Raw genomic sequence first — 17,430 nt, 5'->3', positions numbered from 1 at the left:
TAGAGGAGGAAGAGGATTAATTTAAGCCAAGCCGCTTTAAGCGGTTATATAAAGTTGCTCTTGTAATACCAAGTTGTTTTGCACACTCTAATTTATTTCCATCTAAAATATGTAACGCTCTTTCAATTACCATTTTCTCGTGTTGATCCATTTCTTCTTGCAATGGTAAGATGGTGCAATCATTTTCTAGCAGGACATGATTTGCAGACTGCACTGTATCTTCAAAGCTAATATTTTTTGTATGGAAGGGTAAATACTCTCGTTTTATTACACCATCTGTTGCGAATACGATAAGCCGCTCTATGCTATTACGCAGTTCGCGAATATTACCGGGCCAATCATAACGAAGCAGTTCATGCATAACTTCTGGCGGGAATTCATGAATTGGCCGCTGATAACTCGAAGAAAAATCATGTAAAAAATGATGAGTTAATTCAATAATATCTTCTTGCCGCTCTCTTAAAGGAGGAATATGCAAACTAACTACATTTAACCGGTAATATAAATCTTCGCGGAACTGTCCTTGTTTCATTAATTCTTGTAAATCACGATTTGTGGCAGCGATGATACGGAAGTCGATGTTGATTTCTTTTTCTCCGCCAACCCGGTAATATTTCCGCTCCTGCAGCACGCGTAGAAGTTTTACTTGCATTTCGAGCGGCATTTCACCTATTTCATCAAGAAACAATGTCCCACTTTTTGCGAGTTCTATTTTTCCTTTTTTTCCTTTACTATCAGCACCAGAGAAGGCGCCCCGTTCATATCCGAATAGCTCACTTTCAAATAAAGATGCCGGTATCGCACCGCAGTTAATCGAAATAAAAGGAGCTTTCGGTTCCTCGCTTGCTTCATGAATCGCTTTGGCAAACACCTCTTTTCCGACACCACTTTCGCCTAATATGAGAACAGTAGATTTTACAGAACATACTCTTTTGGCTAAATCTACTGTTCTTTGCAGGGCGGCACTTTTTCCTTTAATGGAATGAAAAGGATCGGATGAATCCTTATATTTTGCTACTTCTTGTTCTAGACGGTGTACTTCATTGGACATATTAAATAATTTCTCATTCAGTACAACTTGATTTGTAATATCTGTTTCTGAAACGACTGCACCGATAATCTGATCGTTAAAATAAACCGGATTAGAGTTAATTAAGACAAATAAGTCAGACTGAGGCTGATGGTGCTGTCCTATAATGTGTCTCCCTTTATGTAGAGATTGCAAGATTTCTAGATTTTTGTAATCAAAGAAATCCGTAATTGGTCGGCCGATTATATCTTGCCGTTTGACTGAGAATATTTTTTCTGCTCCTTCTGTCCATGTACAAACACGCTCGTTATTATCAATGACCGTGACAGAAGAATCTGTCGTTTGAATGACAGTTTCATAAAAAGCTTTTAATTGATTGTAAGAGTTATGAAGAAAATGAATGACTTGAGCAGATGTTATACAGCCTACTGGATGTTTGTTTGTATCAAGAATAATAGCTGTAGAATGATGACTAAACGCCTGAAGCAAGGTGAATAATAAATCATTCTCGTATACGACTTTGCATGGAAACTCAGGTGTTTTTGGTGTTGAACGATAATAAAATTCTCCGTTTTTCTGTTCGACCTGCTGTTTATTGAATGATGTATCTATTAGATATTGTTTTATTATTTCTTTTACTGACGGCAATGAAAACATAATGATCCCCTCCCATACTGTAAAAAAATATTAACACTGTAAAGGAAATTATACACTTATTTACAAAAAATTTAAAATGTTTTGCGATAAAGTGAAACTTCCATCAGTGGGGGAGTTTTTTCATCCCCCACTGATGGTTAGCCCGTCCAATCGAACTTTTACGGGGAGTTACCCCATATTATCTTTCGCACTTTTCTTTTCGTCTTGAGGCGGGGTTTTACTGCCCGTTAAAGCGGGATAAAGTGAAATTTCCATCAGCGCGGGAAGAAATAATGATTCATTTTGAAAGTTTTATGCTAATTGGCACACGAATTGCATTTTTAGGTAATGAAGCCATTTCATCGAGAGGAGGAATGTCATGTGAAACATTGTGACGTGTTAGTCATTGGCGGGGGAATTATTGGTTGTTCGATTGCTTATTATGCTTCTAAATATGGAAGAGACGTAACGATAATTGAAAAAGGAGAATTTGTTAGTGGCACGTCTTCACGATGTGACGGCAATATTTTGGCGATTGATAAAGATCCGGGTTTTGATAGTCAAATGTCGTTGTTTAGTCAAAATTTAGTGGATGAACTAAGTAGAGAATTAGAGCATTCATTTGAATATCGTGCTCCGGGAAGCATCCTCGTTTGTGAATCAGATGAGGAGATGGAAGCGGCGCAAAAATGGGTAAATCGTCAAAAAGCCGCTGGTTTACCATTTCGAATGCTTGACCGGCAGGATATTCGGCAGGAGTCTCCCTTTTTTGCAGATGATTTATTAGGGGGGCTAGAATGTGCCACTGATTCCACAGTGAACCCTTATCTTTTAGCTTTTTCCCTTTTGGAGGAAGCGAAAAAACTGGGAGCTAAAGCTTTCAAACATACAGAAGTAAAGCAAATGAAAAAAGAAGAAAGTGGTTCGTTTATTGTAGAAACGACAAACGGAGTTTTTACTGCGGATCATGTCGTCAATGCGGCAGGAGTCTGGGCACCTAGAATAGGAAAGATGCTCGATCTGTCAATACCAATTGAACCGAGAAAAGGACATATTATCGTTGCTTCGAGGCAGCAGCATGTAGGATCTCGGAAAGTAATGGAGTTTGGCTACTTAATTTCTAAGTTTGGCGGAAAGCGCATTGTTGATCCACTAACTGAGAAATACGGAGTCGCTCTTGTCTTTGAACCAACAGAAAGTCAAAACTTTTTAATTGGCAGCAGCAGAGAGTTTGTTGGTTTTCATACGGCAGTAAACAATGAAGTCATTAAATGTATTGCGAACCGGGCAATCCGGTTTTATCCGAAAATGGCGGATATGATGGTAATTCGCTCATATGCAGGGTTGCGTCCATGGACGGAGGACCATTTGCCAATTGTTTCACGCGTGGATACAATTCCAAATTATTATATTGCGGCGGGCCATGAAGGGGACGGCATTAGCCTCGCAGCAGTAACAGGGAAAATAGTAGAAGAACTCATTAACGAAAAAGAAACGTCTATTCCCGTTGATCCGCTTAGCTTTAACCGATTTACAGAAAGGATGTTGAGCAGATGAGGGCACAAAGAGTCTTTACAACAATTGATACACATACAGGCGGGAATCCGACGAGAACATTAATTAGCGGACTTCCAAAACTAGTTGGGGAAACAATGTCAGAAAAAATGCTCCATATGAAAAAAGAATATGATTGGATTCGCAAACTGTTAATGAATGAACCGCGCGGCCATGATGTCATGTCTGGTGCTTTATTGACGGATCCTTGCCATCCAGAAGCAGATATTGGCGTGATTTACATAGAGACAGGTGGATATTTACCGATGTGTGGACATGACACGATTGGTGTTTGTACAGCTCTAGTTGAGTCTGGATTGATTCCTATTCAGGAGCCCGTTACTTCCTTAAAGTTAGATACGCCTGCTGGACTCGTTGAAGTGGATATTTCAATAGAAAATGGAAAAGCAAAAGAAGTATCTTTTTGCAATATCCCATCGTTTCTTTTAAAAAGCATTTCCGTTGATGTCGAGGGAACCGGGCGTATAGATGCCGATATTGCGTATGGAGGGAATTTCTACGCAATCATTGAGGCGAAATCGGTTGGATTGGAGTTAATTCCAGAAAATGCTTCTCACATAATTGAAACAGCAATCAATATTAGGAACATCATTAATGAAAAAGTTGAAATCGTTCATCCGCAATATTCGTTTATTAAAGGGCTAACTCATGTGGAGTTTTTCACGGAACCAACTCATGAGGAAGCGGATGTGAAAAACACAGTGATTGTTCCTCCAGGAGGAATCGACCGTTCTCCATGCGGAACGGGTACCTCTGCGAAATTGGCTGTCCTATATGCGAATCAAGAAATTTCAATTGGCGAAGAATTTGTTCATGAAAGCATTGTCGGTTCCTTATTTAGAGGGCGCGTATTGGAAACGGCGGATGTGGAAGGGGTTGAGGCTGTTGTAACCCAAATTACAGGATCCGCTTGGTTAATGGGAATGCACCGATTCTTCTATAATGAGAAAGATCCACTTAAAGAAGGCTTTCTGCTCATTCCGCCAATGGAACATGAAACGGAGGACGTGAAATGAAAATTCAGAAGACGTATTCAACGACAGATGTACACGTAGCTGGAGAAGCGTTTCGTGTTATTAAAGATGTGCCATTCATTCATTATCAAAATTTGGAGCAGTTAAATGAGCAGTTTATGCATGTATTTGCAGATGACATCTATCTTTTATTGAATGAACCGCGCGGGTTTGCTGGGTTGAATGGCTGTCTTGTTGTACGGGCGATTAGCGAAGAAGCAGATGCCGCAGTACTATTTTTAAATCATGAAGGAACGGTTCCGATTCATTACGGCGGCATTGTTGCTGTCATTACAGCTTTATTGGAGTGCGGTCATTTGCAGCCGAGAGCGTCAAATGAATATAAAATCGAAACGCTCAGAGGTGTGATTTCCGTTACAGCTTTGATAGAGAATGATGAAGTGGTTTCAGTGGTGATAGAAAGTGAACCGTGTCAAGTAGTGGAAACAAACATTCCATTGTCTCATTCGAATGTCAATACACAGTTCTCCCTCGTACAAGCCGATCAATTATATGCAGTGTTTGAAAAAGACGATATTACTGCAGAGATTCGTGTTGAGGAACTGTCTGAATTGAAGAGATGGGGACAAAGGATGTATCAAGCTCTTGAGTCGAAATTTCCAGTGAGAGGTATCATTTTAATGGATGATTCGCATGTAAAAGAGGGGCGAATTAAAACAATCACGTTTCGTGAAGACCAGTATATTGTTCGCTCTCCTGGCTTTGAATCGACAAAGGCGTGCTATACAAGTTTACTTTCTAAAGGAAGATTGTACATGGAACCGCCATTTGTAAATGAAAGTATTTTCGGTAGTACTTTGACAGTACAAGTAGCCAAACAAACAGAGAATGGATACAAATTTACATTAAGAAGCCGTGGTTTTATTACAGGGATGCAAATGTTCGTATTAGATCCGACAGATCCGTTACCTGCTGGATTTTTACTGAAATAATGAAAATGGAACTGTTTATGCGAGATTTGTAGATTACTAAAAAACATTGTCTAATTTATGTAAGGTTATTATGCCTGCTATATATACATTTTTATTTTTCGGCATATAAGTCGCTGCTATGTAAAATACAGCATGACCGCTACGGGCTTTCACTTTTTGTCTTAAATGTTGCATGTGGTAGGCAAAGGCCCTGACCGTTTCTATGCGAGGCCAGATGCTCTCGCCCACCTAAAGAAAGTGCTTTTTATGTCGTTTTTTAACTTGTATATACAGTAAAAAATATTAAGGGGGAAATAGAAATGACAACAATTAGAGGAGCTTATCCAGTATTAATTACACCAATGAATGAGGCGCAGGAGATTGACTGGGGCGGTGTGAAAAATAATGTGAACTACTTCGTCGATCAAGGCGTTGCAGGTATTGTAATTAACGGAAGTACTGGAGAGTTTGTAAGTCTATCAAAAGAAGAAAAGTTCCAAATGGTTGAAACTGTATTAAAAGAAGTGAATGGCCGTATTCCTGTTATTGTAGGAACAGCAGCTGAAACAACAAAAGAAACGATTGAATATACGAAACAGGCGGAAGCACATGGTGCAGATTGTGCGCTCATCATTAATTCTTACTACTGCAAACCGAAAGAAGAGGAGATTTATTTCCACTTTAAAGAAGTATCAAATGCAGTAAATGTACCGATTATGCTGTACAACAATCCGTTTACATCAGGCGTTGATATGAGTACAGAGTTGATGCTGAAAATCGGCAAAGAATGTGAAAGAGTGACTCACATTAAAGAATCAAGTGGTGATATCCGCAAAGCGAGAGATCTTGTTAGACACGGTAAAGGGGACATTGAAGTTTTCTGCGGTTCAGAAGATTTAGTTATGGAGTCTTATTTAGTCGGAGCAACAGGCTGGATTTCTGTTGCAGGGAATATTGTGCCAAAGCTTGTTACACAAATGTTCAATCACTTCCAAAACGGTGAGTTAAAAGAAGCTTGGGAAATTAATGATCGTATTTTACCGCTTTGTACATTCCTTGAAGGATCAGGAAAATACGTGCAAATTGTAAAACGTGCGATGGAATTAAATGGACAGGCAGGAGGGCCTTCTCGCTATCCTCGTTTAGGATTGACACTTGAGGAAGATCAAAAGCTTAAGGACATTTTATCAAGTTTAACTGCACAACGTGTCTGAAGTGAAAAATCCATCCATAAGGGGGAGCCACCCCCATTTATGGTTAATTGCAGATTTTCTTTTGGTTTCTCGTACCGCAAATAGCAGGATATAAAATGTGAAGGGGAGAGGAATATGTTAACTGCACAAATCGAATTAAAGCCGAGGGTAAAAGCTTTTTTAGAAGGAAATATTGAACTATTTATCGATGGGAAATTTGTACCATCGATAAGCGGTAAAAAGTTTGAAACGTATAATCCAGCAATAGAAGAAGTGCTTGCTTTCGTAAGTGAGGCCGGGGAAGAAGATGTTGATTTAGCAGTGAAGGCTGCACGCCGGGCATTTGAAAAAGGGACGTGGCCTGAACTGAGTGCGGCTGAAAGAGCACATTTAATTTACAAGTTGGCTGATTTAATTGACGAGCATAAAGAAGAATTAGCGCAATTAGAAGCGCTTGATAATGGAAAATCATATCAAGTAGCATTAGAGGACGATATTCCAGCAACGGTAGAGCATTACCGTTATTATGCTGGTTGGGCAACGAAAATACTTGGTCAAACAACGCCGATTTCAAAGGACTATTTAAACTATACACGCCACGAACCGATTGGGGTTGTCGGCCAAATTATTCCATGGAACTATCCGTTAGTGATGGCTGCGTGGAAAATGGGGGCAGCACTTGCAACAGGATGTACAATCGTCTTAAAACCTGCTGAGCAAACACCGTTATCTCTGTTATATACAGCACAGCTTTTTAAAGAAGCTGGCTTCCCAGACGGCGTTGTGAATTTCGTTCCTGGATTTGGTCAAACAGCAGGGGCAGCAATTGTGAATCATCATGATATTGAAAAAGTCGCTTTTACAGGTTCGACTGATACTGGTAAGTATATTATGCGCCAAGCAGCTGACACAATTAAACATGTGACGTTAGAGCTTGGAGGAAAATCACCAAATATTATTTTAGAAGATGCAAATATAGAAGAGGCAATTACTGGTGCTTTTAACGGTATTATGTACAATCATGGTCAAAACTGCAGTGCAGGATCCCGCGTGTTCGTCCATCGAAAGCATTATGAAAAAGTGGTGGAAGAATTAGCGAAACTTGCGAACAATGTAAAACTTGGTGCAGGAATGGAAAAAGGTACGGAAATGGGACCGCTTGTTTCGAAAAAGCAACAAGAGCGCGTGTTACGTTATATCGAAAAAGGAAAAGAAGAAGGAGCAAGAATTGCAGCTGGCGGTGCGAAGGCGTTTGAGAAAGGGTACTTCGTCAGGCCAACTATTTTTGCTGATGTTACAGATGATATGACAATCGCTAAAGAAGAAATATTTGGTCCAGTAGTCGCAGTTTTGCCGTTCGATACGGTGGAAGAAGTGATTGAAAGAGCGAATAACACGCCATTTGGACTCGCTGCAGGTGTATGGACAGAAAATGTTAAAACTGCACATAAAGTAGCGAATCGCTTAAAAGCTGGTACAGTATGGATTAATGATTACAACTTAGAAGACGCTGCAGCGCCGTTCGGTGGTTATAAACAATCAGGTATTGGGCGTGAAATGGGCTCTTATGCACTTGACAATTATACAGAAGTGAAGAGCATTTGGGTGAACTTGAAATGAAAATTGGAAGCTGACATAAAACCTCTTTCTTTTTAGGGTGGGCGAGAGCATCTGGCCATGCATAGCAGCGGTCAGTGCTTTTTCCTGCCACATGTAATATTTAAAACAAAGAGAGAAAGTGAGTTAGGGTATTCTATATATTAAACTTTTAAGGGAAATCTATATTGTCCTTCTAGAAAATTATGAAAGAATGGCAATAGTCTCCCTGAAAAAAACTGAATATTATGAAAAAATAAAACAAAAGAGGAGAGGTTAGGGGATGTCTAACAAAGGCAAATTTAAAAGAGAAATATCATTATTGGATTTAGCCTTTATCGGTTTTGGTTCTATGTTTGGATCGGGCTGGTTGTTCGCTGCTAGCCATGTTGCCGGAATAGCAGGTCCGGCCGGAATTATTTCATGGGTCATTGGTGGAATTGCTATTTTCTTATTAGGACTTGTATATTGCGAACTTGGGGCAGCACTTCCGCGAGCTGGAGGAATTGTTCGCTATCCTGCATATTCTCATGGTCCGATACTTGGCTATTTATTAGGATTCATTACTCTTATTGCATTTTCAAGCTTAATCGCAATTGAAGTAGAAGCGGCTAGGCAATATGCAGCAGCTTGGTGGCCGAGTCTGACTCAAGAAAATTCTACTTTGCCGACTATAAGCGGCTGGCTTATGCAATTTGGACTGCTCGTCATTTTCTTTTTATTAAATTATTGGAGTGTAAAAACATTTGCGAAGTCAAATTTAATCATAACTATTTTTAAATTTTTTGTACCAGTGTTAACAATTATTGTATTGTTACTGTATTTAAATGGCGATAATTTTTCAAGTGCTGGTTTCGCGCCATTTGGATTTTCGGGTGTACAAGCAGCGATCTCTGCCGGTGGTGTTATTTTTGCTTATTTAGGACTGACACCTATTGTATCAGTTGCAAGTGAAGTGAAAAACCCGCAAAGAACGATACCAATTGCTCTTGTTTTGTCTGTAATCTCTTCACTGATTGTTTATGTTCTCCTGCAAGTTGCTTTTATTGGAAGTATTCCAACTGAAATGCTTAGCCAAGGCTGGGCGGGAATTAGTAAGGAATTCAGTTTACCATTTAAAGATATTTCCGTTCTATTAGGACTGGGCTGGATGGCCTACTTTATCGTTTCTGATGCCATTATATCACCGAGCGGAGCGGGGAATATTTATATGTCAGCTACTCCTCGCGTTATATATGGCTGGGCTCAAGGCGGAACCTTATTTAAAGTATTTTCTAAAGTTGATGAAAAATCAGGCATACCAAGACCTGCTCTTTGGCTTACTTTTGCTCTTTCTATTTTCTGGACATTACCGTTTCCTTCATGGGAAGCATTAATTAATGTTGTTTCTGCAGCGCTTGTATTAAGTTATGCCCTTGCACCGATTACAGCGGCGGCGCTTAGAAAACGGACTCCTGAGCTAAATCGTCCATTTTTAGTAAAAAGAATGTCAATCGTCGGGCCTCTTTCATTTATCATTGCTTCATTAATCGTGTACTGGTCTGGTTGGCAAACGCTTTCTTGGCTATTATCTTCACAAGTTATCATGTTTGTCATCTATCTATGTTGCAAAAAATGGGTACCAACTTCACAAGTGTCTTTTGCACAGCAAATCAAATCATCATTATGGCTCGTTTTTTATTACATTGCCATAATGGTTGTGTCATACTTCGGTATGTTTGGCGAGGGAAAGGGGTATTTAACTAATTCAACAGATTTGATAGCGGTTAGTATTGTTTCCTTGATTAGCTATTACTGGGCGGTTCATACTGCTTTACCTGTTGTCGACTTGGATGACGAAGACGAAGTGGAAAGCACGGATTATTTACAGGTAGAGAATGCACCGATTAGTAAATGATATTTGTATAAGCACAAATTGAAAACCCGGTTTAAAAACCTTTTTCTTTTTAGGTGGGCGAGAGAATCTGGCCGCGCATAGCAGCAGTCAGGACCTATTTCTGCCACATGCAATGGTTAAAACAATGGAAAACAAAAACATGGAAAAGGAAGAAGCGTATAGAGAGGCGCTTCTTCCTTTTTTCTGAATTTACTAACATTTCACGGTATAATATGGATAACTATGGGTAGAAACGGAATTTTTCTTAGGAGGCGAATGTATTGCGTAAGGTTTTAAAACAGCGTTGGAGCTTGGAGGAGATTTTTTCTGGAGGAAGTGAGTCTTCTGAATTTAAACAATTTCTTCTGAAATTAGAGGGGGATATTTCCAAAGAAGCAGCGATAACAATAGAAATGAAGGAACTGAAATCAATAAGTGGAAACGATGAGTGGATCGAACAAATGAATCGAATCCAAGAGTTATCTGCTCGCTTGCTTGAGGCAACCCACTTTGTGGGATGTTTGGAATCAGAAAATGTTGAAGATGAGAAGGCTATTATCTTAAGTGGAAAAGTAAGGGATATTTCATCACAATTTGAGATCGTCATAAACGATTTTGAACAAACATTGGTACATATACCAGACGATATTTGGGCGCAGCTATTGCAGTTGGAGCAAATAAAACCGATTGCTTATCCACTTCAAGAAAAAAGAGAAAAAGCGAAAGGAACATTACCAGTAGCACAAGAAAAGTTGATCCATGATCTTTCTATTAATGGCTATCATGCATGGGTCAATTTATATAACTCTGTCACCGGAAAAACGAAGATTGTCTAGAGGAAGAAGGACAAAAGAAATACCTTAGTTTTGGACAAGCTTATAATCTATTACATTCATCTATCAATCGGTATACTAGAACGAATCTCGTAAATTCTTTACATCATGCAAGTGAACAAGTAGCTGAGACATGCGCAGCAGCTCTAAATAACATCGCTGGTTTTCGATTACAAGTGTATAAACACCGGGGGTTAGCTTCAGATTCCATTTTAACAGAGCCACTTCGTTACAATAGAATGTCACAAACAACACTCGATTCTATGTGGGAAGCTGTCAATCAAAGTAAGCCTATCATAACTTCATATTTAAAAAGAAAGGCACGTTTATTAGGATTAGAAAAAATGAATTGGTTCGACATATATACGCCTATAGGCAAAGTAACCAAGACTTATACATATGAAGAGGCTGCTGACATAATCCTTACCGGGTTTCACTCTTTTAGCCCTAAATTAGCGGATTATACAGAAAGAGCGTTTCAGGAATGCTGGATTGACTCTGAAAACAGAAATACAAAGGCAAGTAGGGGATTCTCAACTAGATTTCCGCTAACAAAGCAATCGCGCATCTTCATGAATTTCCAAGGAACACATAATAATCTCGCTATACTTGCCCATGAATTAGGGTATTCTTTTCATCAAGGAATTATTTCAAATGATGTTCCGCCATTTGCACAGCAGTATACGATGGCTGTTAGTGAAACAGCTTCTACGTTTGCTGAAACGATTATTTTAAATAAGGTCATTCAAGAGACTTCAAACGAACATGAAAAACTGCTCCTTCTAGAGGCAAAAATACAATCTGCCTTGAGTTATTTAATAGGAGTTCAAGGACATTTTATATTTGAAAAGACTTTTATGAAATCCGAAAAAAGCGGGTTGTAGGAGTCGATGAATTGAACCATTTGATGCAGAAAGCACAGCAGTATGCGTTCAATGATTCTCTTGCTTCTTATCATGATTTTTCGTGGGTTTGGAATCGTCATTTCTATTTCACAGATAAACCTTTTTATAATTTCCCGTACACATTTGGCTTTTTGTTCAGCCAAGGAATCTATGCAAATGCCCTCCAAGAAGGACATTCATTTGAGGAGAAATATATACATTTGCTTCGAGATACTGGCAGAATGACCGCTGAGCAACTAGCTTTTCACCATCTTGGTTTTGATGTAACAAAACAAGAATTCTGGGAGAAAGCAATGCAAATTGTTTTACAAGATATAAAAGATTTTCTTGCCTTAACAGAGAAGTCTCTGAACCAGGAGGACATGAAATGCTGAATATAGCGTTAAGAACAGAAGAGTTAAGAACAAAATTACAAAGCATATTAACGAGAGAATATAAAGAGTTGGGTATTAAAGGCTTAGAGGTAGTAGGAAGCGGCGTCCAAAACGTTGTATTTCGAGGTGATTCGGAAAGAGGTTCTTTCGCTTTTCGTGTACCATGGGAGCGTGAAGTTGTTAATATAAATGAAAATGTATTTAGCAGTCGCCTTTCATTACAAAAGGAAGCAAAGCTTTCTAAGTTTTGTCATTCTCAAGGAATTCCTGTGCCAGCCGTTCATGGATTGCATCTTTCTGAGGAAATTGATTTTTTAATTTCAGATTATATAGCCACTGACCCCACTCGGATTTCTTCTTACGAAATTGGAGAATTAACGAATAAGCTTCACCATATGCAAATTGAAGGTCTACATTATGAAAATGAAAACGGAAAGTCGACAGAAAAGCATATAGCAGAGCGCCTCGTTAAAAGACTGCAATCATTTAACGAAATTACTTCTTTACGTATTCAATTTCCAAAAATAGAAGAAATTGAAGCGATTTTAAAGGAGGGTGAACAGGTAAAGAGGTTGCTTCATATGGATATTCGGTCTGTCAATATAATTGGTCAGAGCGGAGAAATTCAGGCGATCGTTGACTGGGACAATGCTCTCATTGGTCATCCGCTTCTCGAACTGATGAGAGTAGCGGAAGTGAACGAAGTGAATTGGAATGAGTTTAAGGCCGGGTATAAAAATGAGCATATTTTTGGTTCTCTTCCCAAAATTGTTTGCCTGTTTTACAGGCTTGATACGGCAGTGATGCTTGCGAACCTTTTTATTGCTCAGCTCAAAATAAAAGATAAAGGGCTGTTTTATAAAGAACGTGTTGAAACAATTAGTCAAGAAATACATATGTTTTTATAAAATTAGGAGAAACAAACATGAATATAAATTTAGAAATTGAAAAAGTAAAACTAGAGAATAAAACAGTTTTAAAGAATTTAACGGAACTATATAAATACGATTTCAGCGAATTTGATCCTGAAGATGTGAATGAGCATGGTTTATATGAATATATGTACGTAGATCATTATTTTACAGAGGAAGGTCGCTTTCCGTTCTTTATAAAAGTGAATGGAAAGTATGCAGGGTTCGCGCTGATCCGAGAGATTGAGGGGAATTGTCGTACATACTATTCAATGTCAGAATTTTTTGTAATGAAAAAGTATCGGAAAAGTGGTGTAGGAAAACACGCAGCTTTTCAATTGTTTTGTAAATTCCCTGGGGAATGGGAAGTTGCAGAGATGGAAGAAAATATTCCAGCACAAGCGTTTTGGCGAAAAGTCATTTCGGCGTACACGAATAATGAATACCGTGAGATAAGGAAAGACGGTTGGGACGGACCGGTCCAAGTATTTCATTCGAGCGGGAGTATGTAAGTGTTTCTGTAAAAACAAAAGTGAGCACAACAACCTGTGCTCACTTTTTCTATCTTATTTTAAGTTTTCAGGGTTTAACGCTTCTAATTCAGGTACAACGAAGCGGCCGTCTTTACGGATTAATACGTCGTCGAAGTAAATTTCGCCGCCGCCGTATTCAGGGCGTTGGATGCATACTAAATCCCAGTGGATGTTAGAGTTATTGCCATTCCATGCATCGTCGTATGCTTGTCCAGGAGTGAAGTGGAAGCTGCCGTCGATTTTCTCATCGAATAGAATATCGCCCATTGGATGTAAAATGTATGGGTTTACGCCAATTGCGAATTCACCAACGTAGCGTGCGCCTTCATCTGTATCGAAAATTTTGTTAATGCGTTCTGTATCGTTTGCAGTTGCTTCAATAATTTGACCGTCTTTAAATGTAAGTTTTACATTTTCGAACATGTAACCATTGTATGGAGATGGTGTGTTGTAAGAAACTGTACCGTTAACAGAATCGCGAACAGGCGCAGAATATACTTCGCCGTCTGGAATATTTAAGTGACCAGCACATTTAATTGCTGGAATATCTTTAATAGAGAATGCTAAGTCAGTGCCAGGCCCAACAAGACGTACTTTATCTGTTTTGTTCATTAACTCAACAAGATTGTCCATTGCTTTATCCATTTTTGCGTAGTCTAAGTTACATACGTCAAAATAGAAGTCTTCAAAGCCCTCTGTGCTCATTTTTGCAAGCTGTGCCATAGAAGCGTTTGGATAACGAAGCACAACCCATCTTGTTTTTGGAACACGAATGTCTCTATGTACTTTTTTACCTACTGTGTTACCGTAAATTTTCATGCGCTCACTTGGAACGTCAGCTTGTTCATTTACGTTATCACCAGAGCGAAGGCCGATATAAGCATCCATATCTTTCATTACGCTTGCTTCATATGCAGCGATTTGCTCGAAATGTTCTTCTGTAGCGCCCATCATTAAAGAGCGGTCTACTTGATGATCTTTTAACAGTACGAATGGATAACCACCAGCTTCATATGCAGCTTTTACAAGTGCTGTTACTAGCTCTTTTTGTAAGCCGAAGTTTTCGATTAATACTTTTTCGCCTTTTTGTAAACGAATAGAGTAATTAATTAAATTTTTTGCTAATGTTTCAATACGTGGGTCTTTCATATGTAAAGCCTCCCTTATATATGTATCCTTCCTTATTGTAACCTACTTATCTGAATTTGTTTAATAATTTATGTTTCATTTGCCGAATAAATATGAAAATTAGCACGAAATGTCACTTCAAATTGAAAAAGCCAAACCCCACTCTTTTTTAGATGGACGAGAGCATCTGGCCATGCATAGAAGCGGTCAGGGCCTATTTCTGCCACATGCGATGTAAAAACAAAGAGAGAAAGCAAGTGAAGGAGTCATGCTTCTACATAGCAGGGGTTTAAATGTTGAAATATATCACTTCAAACTGAAAAAGCCAAACCCCACTCTTTTTTAGATGGACGAGAGCATCTGGCCATGTATAGAAGCGGTCAGGGCCCTTTTCTGTCACATGCGAAGTTCAAACAAAGTAAGAAAGCAAGTAGCGGTTCCTTTTTTTCTGCATAGCAGCGACTTATATGCTGAAAAATCAAAATGGATTTATATAGAACAATTAGAATGAAACGGGAAATGATTGTATAATAAGAAAAAAGCATAAAAAGATAAAGGAGTGATTCGTATGCAAATTCTTTTATACGTCAGTGTAGCCATTATCGCAATTGCGTTTGCCGTATTAGTTGTATATGTATGTCGAACATTACTATCTGTTCAAAAAACGTTAGAGAATGTAGCGAGTACGATGGAAGGCCTAGAAAAACAAATGCAAGGCATTACAGTGGAAACAGAGCAGCTTCTTCATAAAACAAATGCATTAGCAGAGGATATTCAACAGAAATCGCAGTCGCTAAATAAAGTGATGGAAGGTGTAGAGGGAATCGGAACAACGATTCATTCCTTAAACACACGATTACGCGGCGTTTCTGATTCTGTTGCACATCAAGTAGAAAACAATGCTGATAAAGTAGCACAAGTGGTGCAATGGAGTAATGCGGTTATTGATGTGTACAATCGCTTCCGGGCAAAAAAGAAAGAAGATGAAGTAGAGCAGTTTGAAAGAACAGAGAAAAAGCCGAAAAAAGAAAAGAAATTACCGCGACTTCCGATTCGAATGAGAGGCGAATAATATGAGCATGACAAAGATTGAAACAATGGAACAATTTGAAGAAATCATAGCAAGTAAAGAGCCATATATCGTGTTTAAACATAGTACAACATGTCCGATTAGCCACGGTGGTTTCACAGCGTTTCAAGAATACCTTGGTGAAGAGCAAGCTGTGCCAGCATATTATTTATATGTACAAGATGCACGTCCGGTTTCCAATAGAATTGCGGAGTACTTTGGAATTAGACATGAATCGCCGCAAGTATTATACATAAAAGATGGTAAAGTGCTCTGGCATGCATCGCATTGGAACATTACGAAGCAAGCATTAATAGAAAATATGAAATAAGGAAAAGCAGGCAAATTAGCTTGCTTTTTTTATTTTCTGAAAATAATATTGACGGGCTATATTTTTTACGATTAAATGAAGAGAAAATAACGATCCCACACGCAGTCTTATGCGATGTGTATGAAGTGACATCTGTATATGTATCATATATAATAAATTATCTTATGAATGGTATTTATAATTGTTAGTATACATATAAAACTTGAAAGAGGTGGCTTTATTATGGCATCACAGGAGTTAGATCGGCTACGTTCTCAAATTGATGAAATGAACTTACAAATTTTAAAGTTATTAAATGAGCGCGGTCGTCTTGTACAAGAAGTTGGCAAGTTAAAAGAAGTACAAGGTGTGAAGCGTTTTGATCCAGTACGTGAACGCAAAATGCTCGATTTAATTGCGGAAAATAACGATGGACCATTTGAAACATCAACGCTTCAACATTTGTTTAAACAAATTTTTAAAACAGGTTTAGAATTGCAAGAAGATGATCATCGTAAGGCCCTTCTTGTATCACGTAAGAAAAAGTCAGATGATACAATTGTTGATATTAAAGGTGAAAAAATTGGTGACGGCAATGCTCATTTTATTATGGGGCCATGTGCAGTTGAAAGCTATGAGCAAGTTCGCCAAGTCGCTGAGGCAATGAAAGAACAAGGCTTAAAACTGATGCGCGGCGGAGCGTTTAAACCGCGTACATCACCATATGATTTCCAAGGTCTTGGCGTTGAAGGGTTGAAAATTTTACGCCAAGTAGCAGATGAGTATGATTTAGCTGTCATTAGTGAGATTTTAAATCCAAATGATATTGAAATGGCGCTTGATTATGTAGATGTCATTCAAATTGGTGCTCGCAATATGCAAAACTTCGAGCTGTTAAAAGCAGCTGGTTCTGTGAATAAGCCGGTATTATTAAAACGAGGATTATCCGCAACAATCGAAGAGTTTATGTATGCGGCAGAATATATTATTGCACAAGGAAATGGCGATATTATTTTATGTGAGCGCGGTATTCGTACGTATGAGAAAGCAACGCGGAATACGTTAGATATTTCTGCTGTACCAATTTTAAAGAAAGAAACGCACTTGCCAGTTGTTGTTGATGTAACACATTCAACAGGACGCCGTGATTTATTATTGCCAACTGCAAAAGCGGCAATGGCAATCGGTGCAGATGCGATTATGGCAGAAGTGCACCCAGATCCAGCTGTAGCCCTTTCTGATTCAGCGCAGCAAATGGATATTCCAGAGTTTAATGCATTTATGAATGAATTAAAAGCATTTCGTATGAGATAAGTGGTACTGTCCATAAATAGCGGGATAATGGCTTCGAAAATCTATGTAGCTGTGTGCTGCATAGATTTTTTTCTTGAAAATGGGTATTTTTATATTAAAAATATGAAAATATAAGAAAAGGAACGAATTTTTTCGAAACTTTTTCGGGAAAATATTGTCTCAATCCTTATTTGTATCGTATCATTAGTGAAAGGGCTCGGAA

At 38.7% G+C, this 17,430-nt stretch carries 16 protein-coding genes; 14 read left to right on the top strand and 2 right to left on the bottom strand.

Going from position 1 to position 17,430, the window contains the following annotated elements; translation table 11 throughout:
• Window positions 1–16: 16 nt before the first annotated feature.
• Window positions 17–1,690, bottom strand: coding sequence for a sigma-54 interaction domain-containing protein (locus tag V7024_RS05770; protein WP_335516997.1), 1,674 nt, complete (start codon window positions 1,688–1,690; stop codon window positions 17–19).
• A 357-nt stretch (window positions 1,691–2,047) separates the two neighbouring features.
• On the opposite strand from V7024_RS05770, the gene V7024_RS05765 reads away from it, so the two are divergent.
• The 11 genes from V7024_RS05765 (at window position 2,048) to V7024_RS05715 (ending at window position 13,386) form a co-directional block, all read left to right on the top strand.
• A complete protein-coding gene (locus V7024_RS05765) occupies window positions 2,048–3,223 on the top strand; it encodes an NAD(P)/FAD-dependent oxidoreductase (protein WP_335516882.1) in 1,176 nt (391 codons plus the stop codon).
• On the top strand, window positions 3,220–4,257 hold the full coding sequence (locus V7024_RS05760; protein ID WP_335516880.1) for a proline racemase family protein: 1,038 nt from the start codon (window positions 3,220–3,222) through the stop codon (window positions 4,255–4,257). Before V7024_RS05765 ends, V7024_RS05760 begins: the two co-directional genes overlap by 4 nt.
• Window positions 4,254–5,207, top strand: coding sequence for a proline racemase family protein (locus V7024_RS05755; RefSeq protein WP_335516877.1), 954 nt, complete (start codon window positions 4,254–4,256; stop codon window positions 5,205–5,207). Before V7024_RS05760 ends, V7024_RS05755 begins: the two co-directional genes overlap by 4 nt.
• Window positions 5,208–5,506: 299 nt before the next feature.
• Entirely contained in the window at window positions 5,507–6,400 is an 894-nt protein-coding gene (gene dapA / locus V7024_RS05750; RefSeq protein ID WP_335516873.1) for a 4-hydroxy-tetrahydrodipicolinate synthase, read from the top strand.
• A gap of 114 nt (window positions 6,401–6,514) precedes the next feature.
• A complete protein-coding gene (locus V7024_RS05745; RefSeq protein ID WP_335516869.1) occupies window positions 6,515–7,999 on the top strand; it encodes an aldehyde dehydrogenase family protein in 1,485 nt (494 codons plus the stop codon).
• Between the two features lie 259 nt (window positions 8,000–8,258).
• Complete coding sequence (locus V7024_RS05740; RefSeq protein ID WP_335516866.1) at window positions 8,259–9,872, top strand: APC family permease; 1,614 nt, start codon at window positions 8,259–8,261, stop codon at window positions 9,870–9,872.
• 260 nt (window positions 9,873–10,132) lie between these two features.
• Window positions 10,133–10,687 (top strand): hypothetical protein, encoded by a 555-nt coding sequence (locus V7024_RS05735; RefSeq protein WP_335516863.1) that lies wholly within the window; start codon window positions 10,133–10,135, stop codon window positions 10,685–10,687.
• 62 nt (window positions 10,688–10,749) lie between these two features.
• On the top strand, window positions 10,750–11,568 hold the full coding sequence (locus V7024_RS05730) for a M3 family metallopeptidase (protein ID WP_335516994.1): 819 nt from the start codon (window positions 10,750–10,752) through the stop codon (window positions 11,566–11,568).
• Between the two features lie 11 nt (window positions 11,569–11,579).
• Entirely contained in the window at window positions 11,580–11,963 is a 384-nt protein-coding gene (locus V7024_RS05725; RefSeq protein ID WP_335516859.1) for a hypothetical protein, read from the top strand.
• Window positions 11,957–12,871: a phosphotransferase family protein gene (locus V7024_RS05720; protein WP_335516856.1), complete on the top strand. Its 915-nt coding sequence runs from the start codon at window positions 11,957–11,959 to the stop codon at window positions 12,869–12,871. Before V7024_RS05725 ends, V7024_RS05720 begins: the two co-directional genes overlap by 7 nt.
• A 17-nt stretch (window positions 12,872–12,888) precedes the next feature.
• Window positions 12,889–13,386, top strand: coding sequence for a GNAT family N-acetyltransferase (locus V7024_RS05715; RefSeq protein ID WP_335516853.1), 498 nt, complete (start codon window positions 12,889–12,891; stop codon window positions 13,384–13,386).
• Between the two features lie 54 nt (window positions 13,387–13,440).
• Here the strand turns inward: V7024_RS05715 and V7024_RS05710 are convergent, their stop codons facing one another.
• Window positions 13,441–14,556 (bottom strand): aminopeptidase, encoded by a 1,116-nt coding sequence (locus tag V7024_RS05710; RefSeq protein ID WP_335516851.1) that lies wholly within the window; start codon window positions 14,554–14,556, stop codon window positions 13,441–13,443.
• Between the two features lie 547 nt (window positions 14,557–15,103).
• Between V7024_RS05710 and V7024_RS05705 the strand changes: the two genes are divergently transcribed.
• The 3 genes from V7024_RS05705 (at window position 15,104) to V7024_RS05695 (ending at window position 17,228) form a co-directional block, all read left to right on the top strand.
• Window positions 15,104–15,607: a DUF948 domain-containing protein gene (locus V7024_RS05705; RefSeq protein ID WP_335516849.1), complete on the top strand. Its 504-nt coding sequence runs from the start codon at window positions 15,104–15,106 to the stop codon at window positions 15,605–15,607.
• A 1-nt stretch (window position 15,608) separates the two neighbouring features.
• On the top strand, window positions 15,609–15,935 hold the full coding sequence (gene ytxJ / locus V7024_RS05700; RefSeq protein WP_335516846.1) for a bacillithiol system redox-active protein YtxJ: 327 nt from the start codon (window positions 15,609–15,611) through the stop codon (window positions 15,933–15,935).
• A gap of 222 nt (window positions 15,936–16,157) precedes the next feature.
• On the top strand, window positions 16,158–17,228 hold the full coding sequence (locus V7024_RS05695) for a bifunctional 3-deoxy-7-phosphoheptulonate synthase/chorismate mutase (RefSeq protein ID WP_335516843.1): 1,071 nt from the start codon (window positions 16,158–16,160) through the stop codon (window positions 17,226–17,228).
• Window positions 17,229–17,430: the final 202 nt, after the last annotated feature.

The organism is Bacillus sp. JJ864 (assembly GCF_036963045.1).
Taxonomy (GTDB): Bacteria; Bacillota; Bacilli; order Bacillales; family Bacillaceae_G; genus Bacillus_A; species Bacillus_A pseudomycoides_C.
Note: the sequence above shows the minus strand (reverse complement) of the source record. Positions and strands in the feature narration are given on the sequence as shown.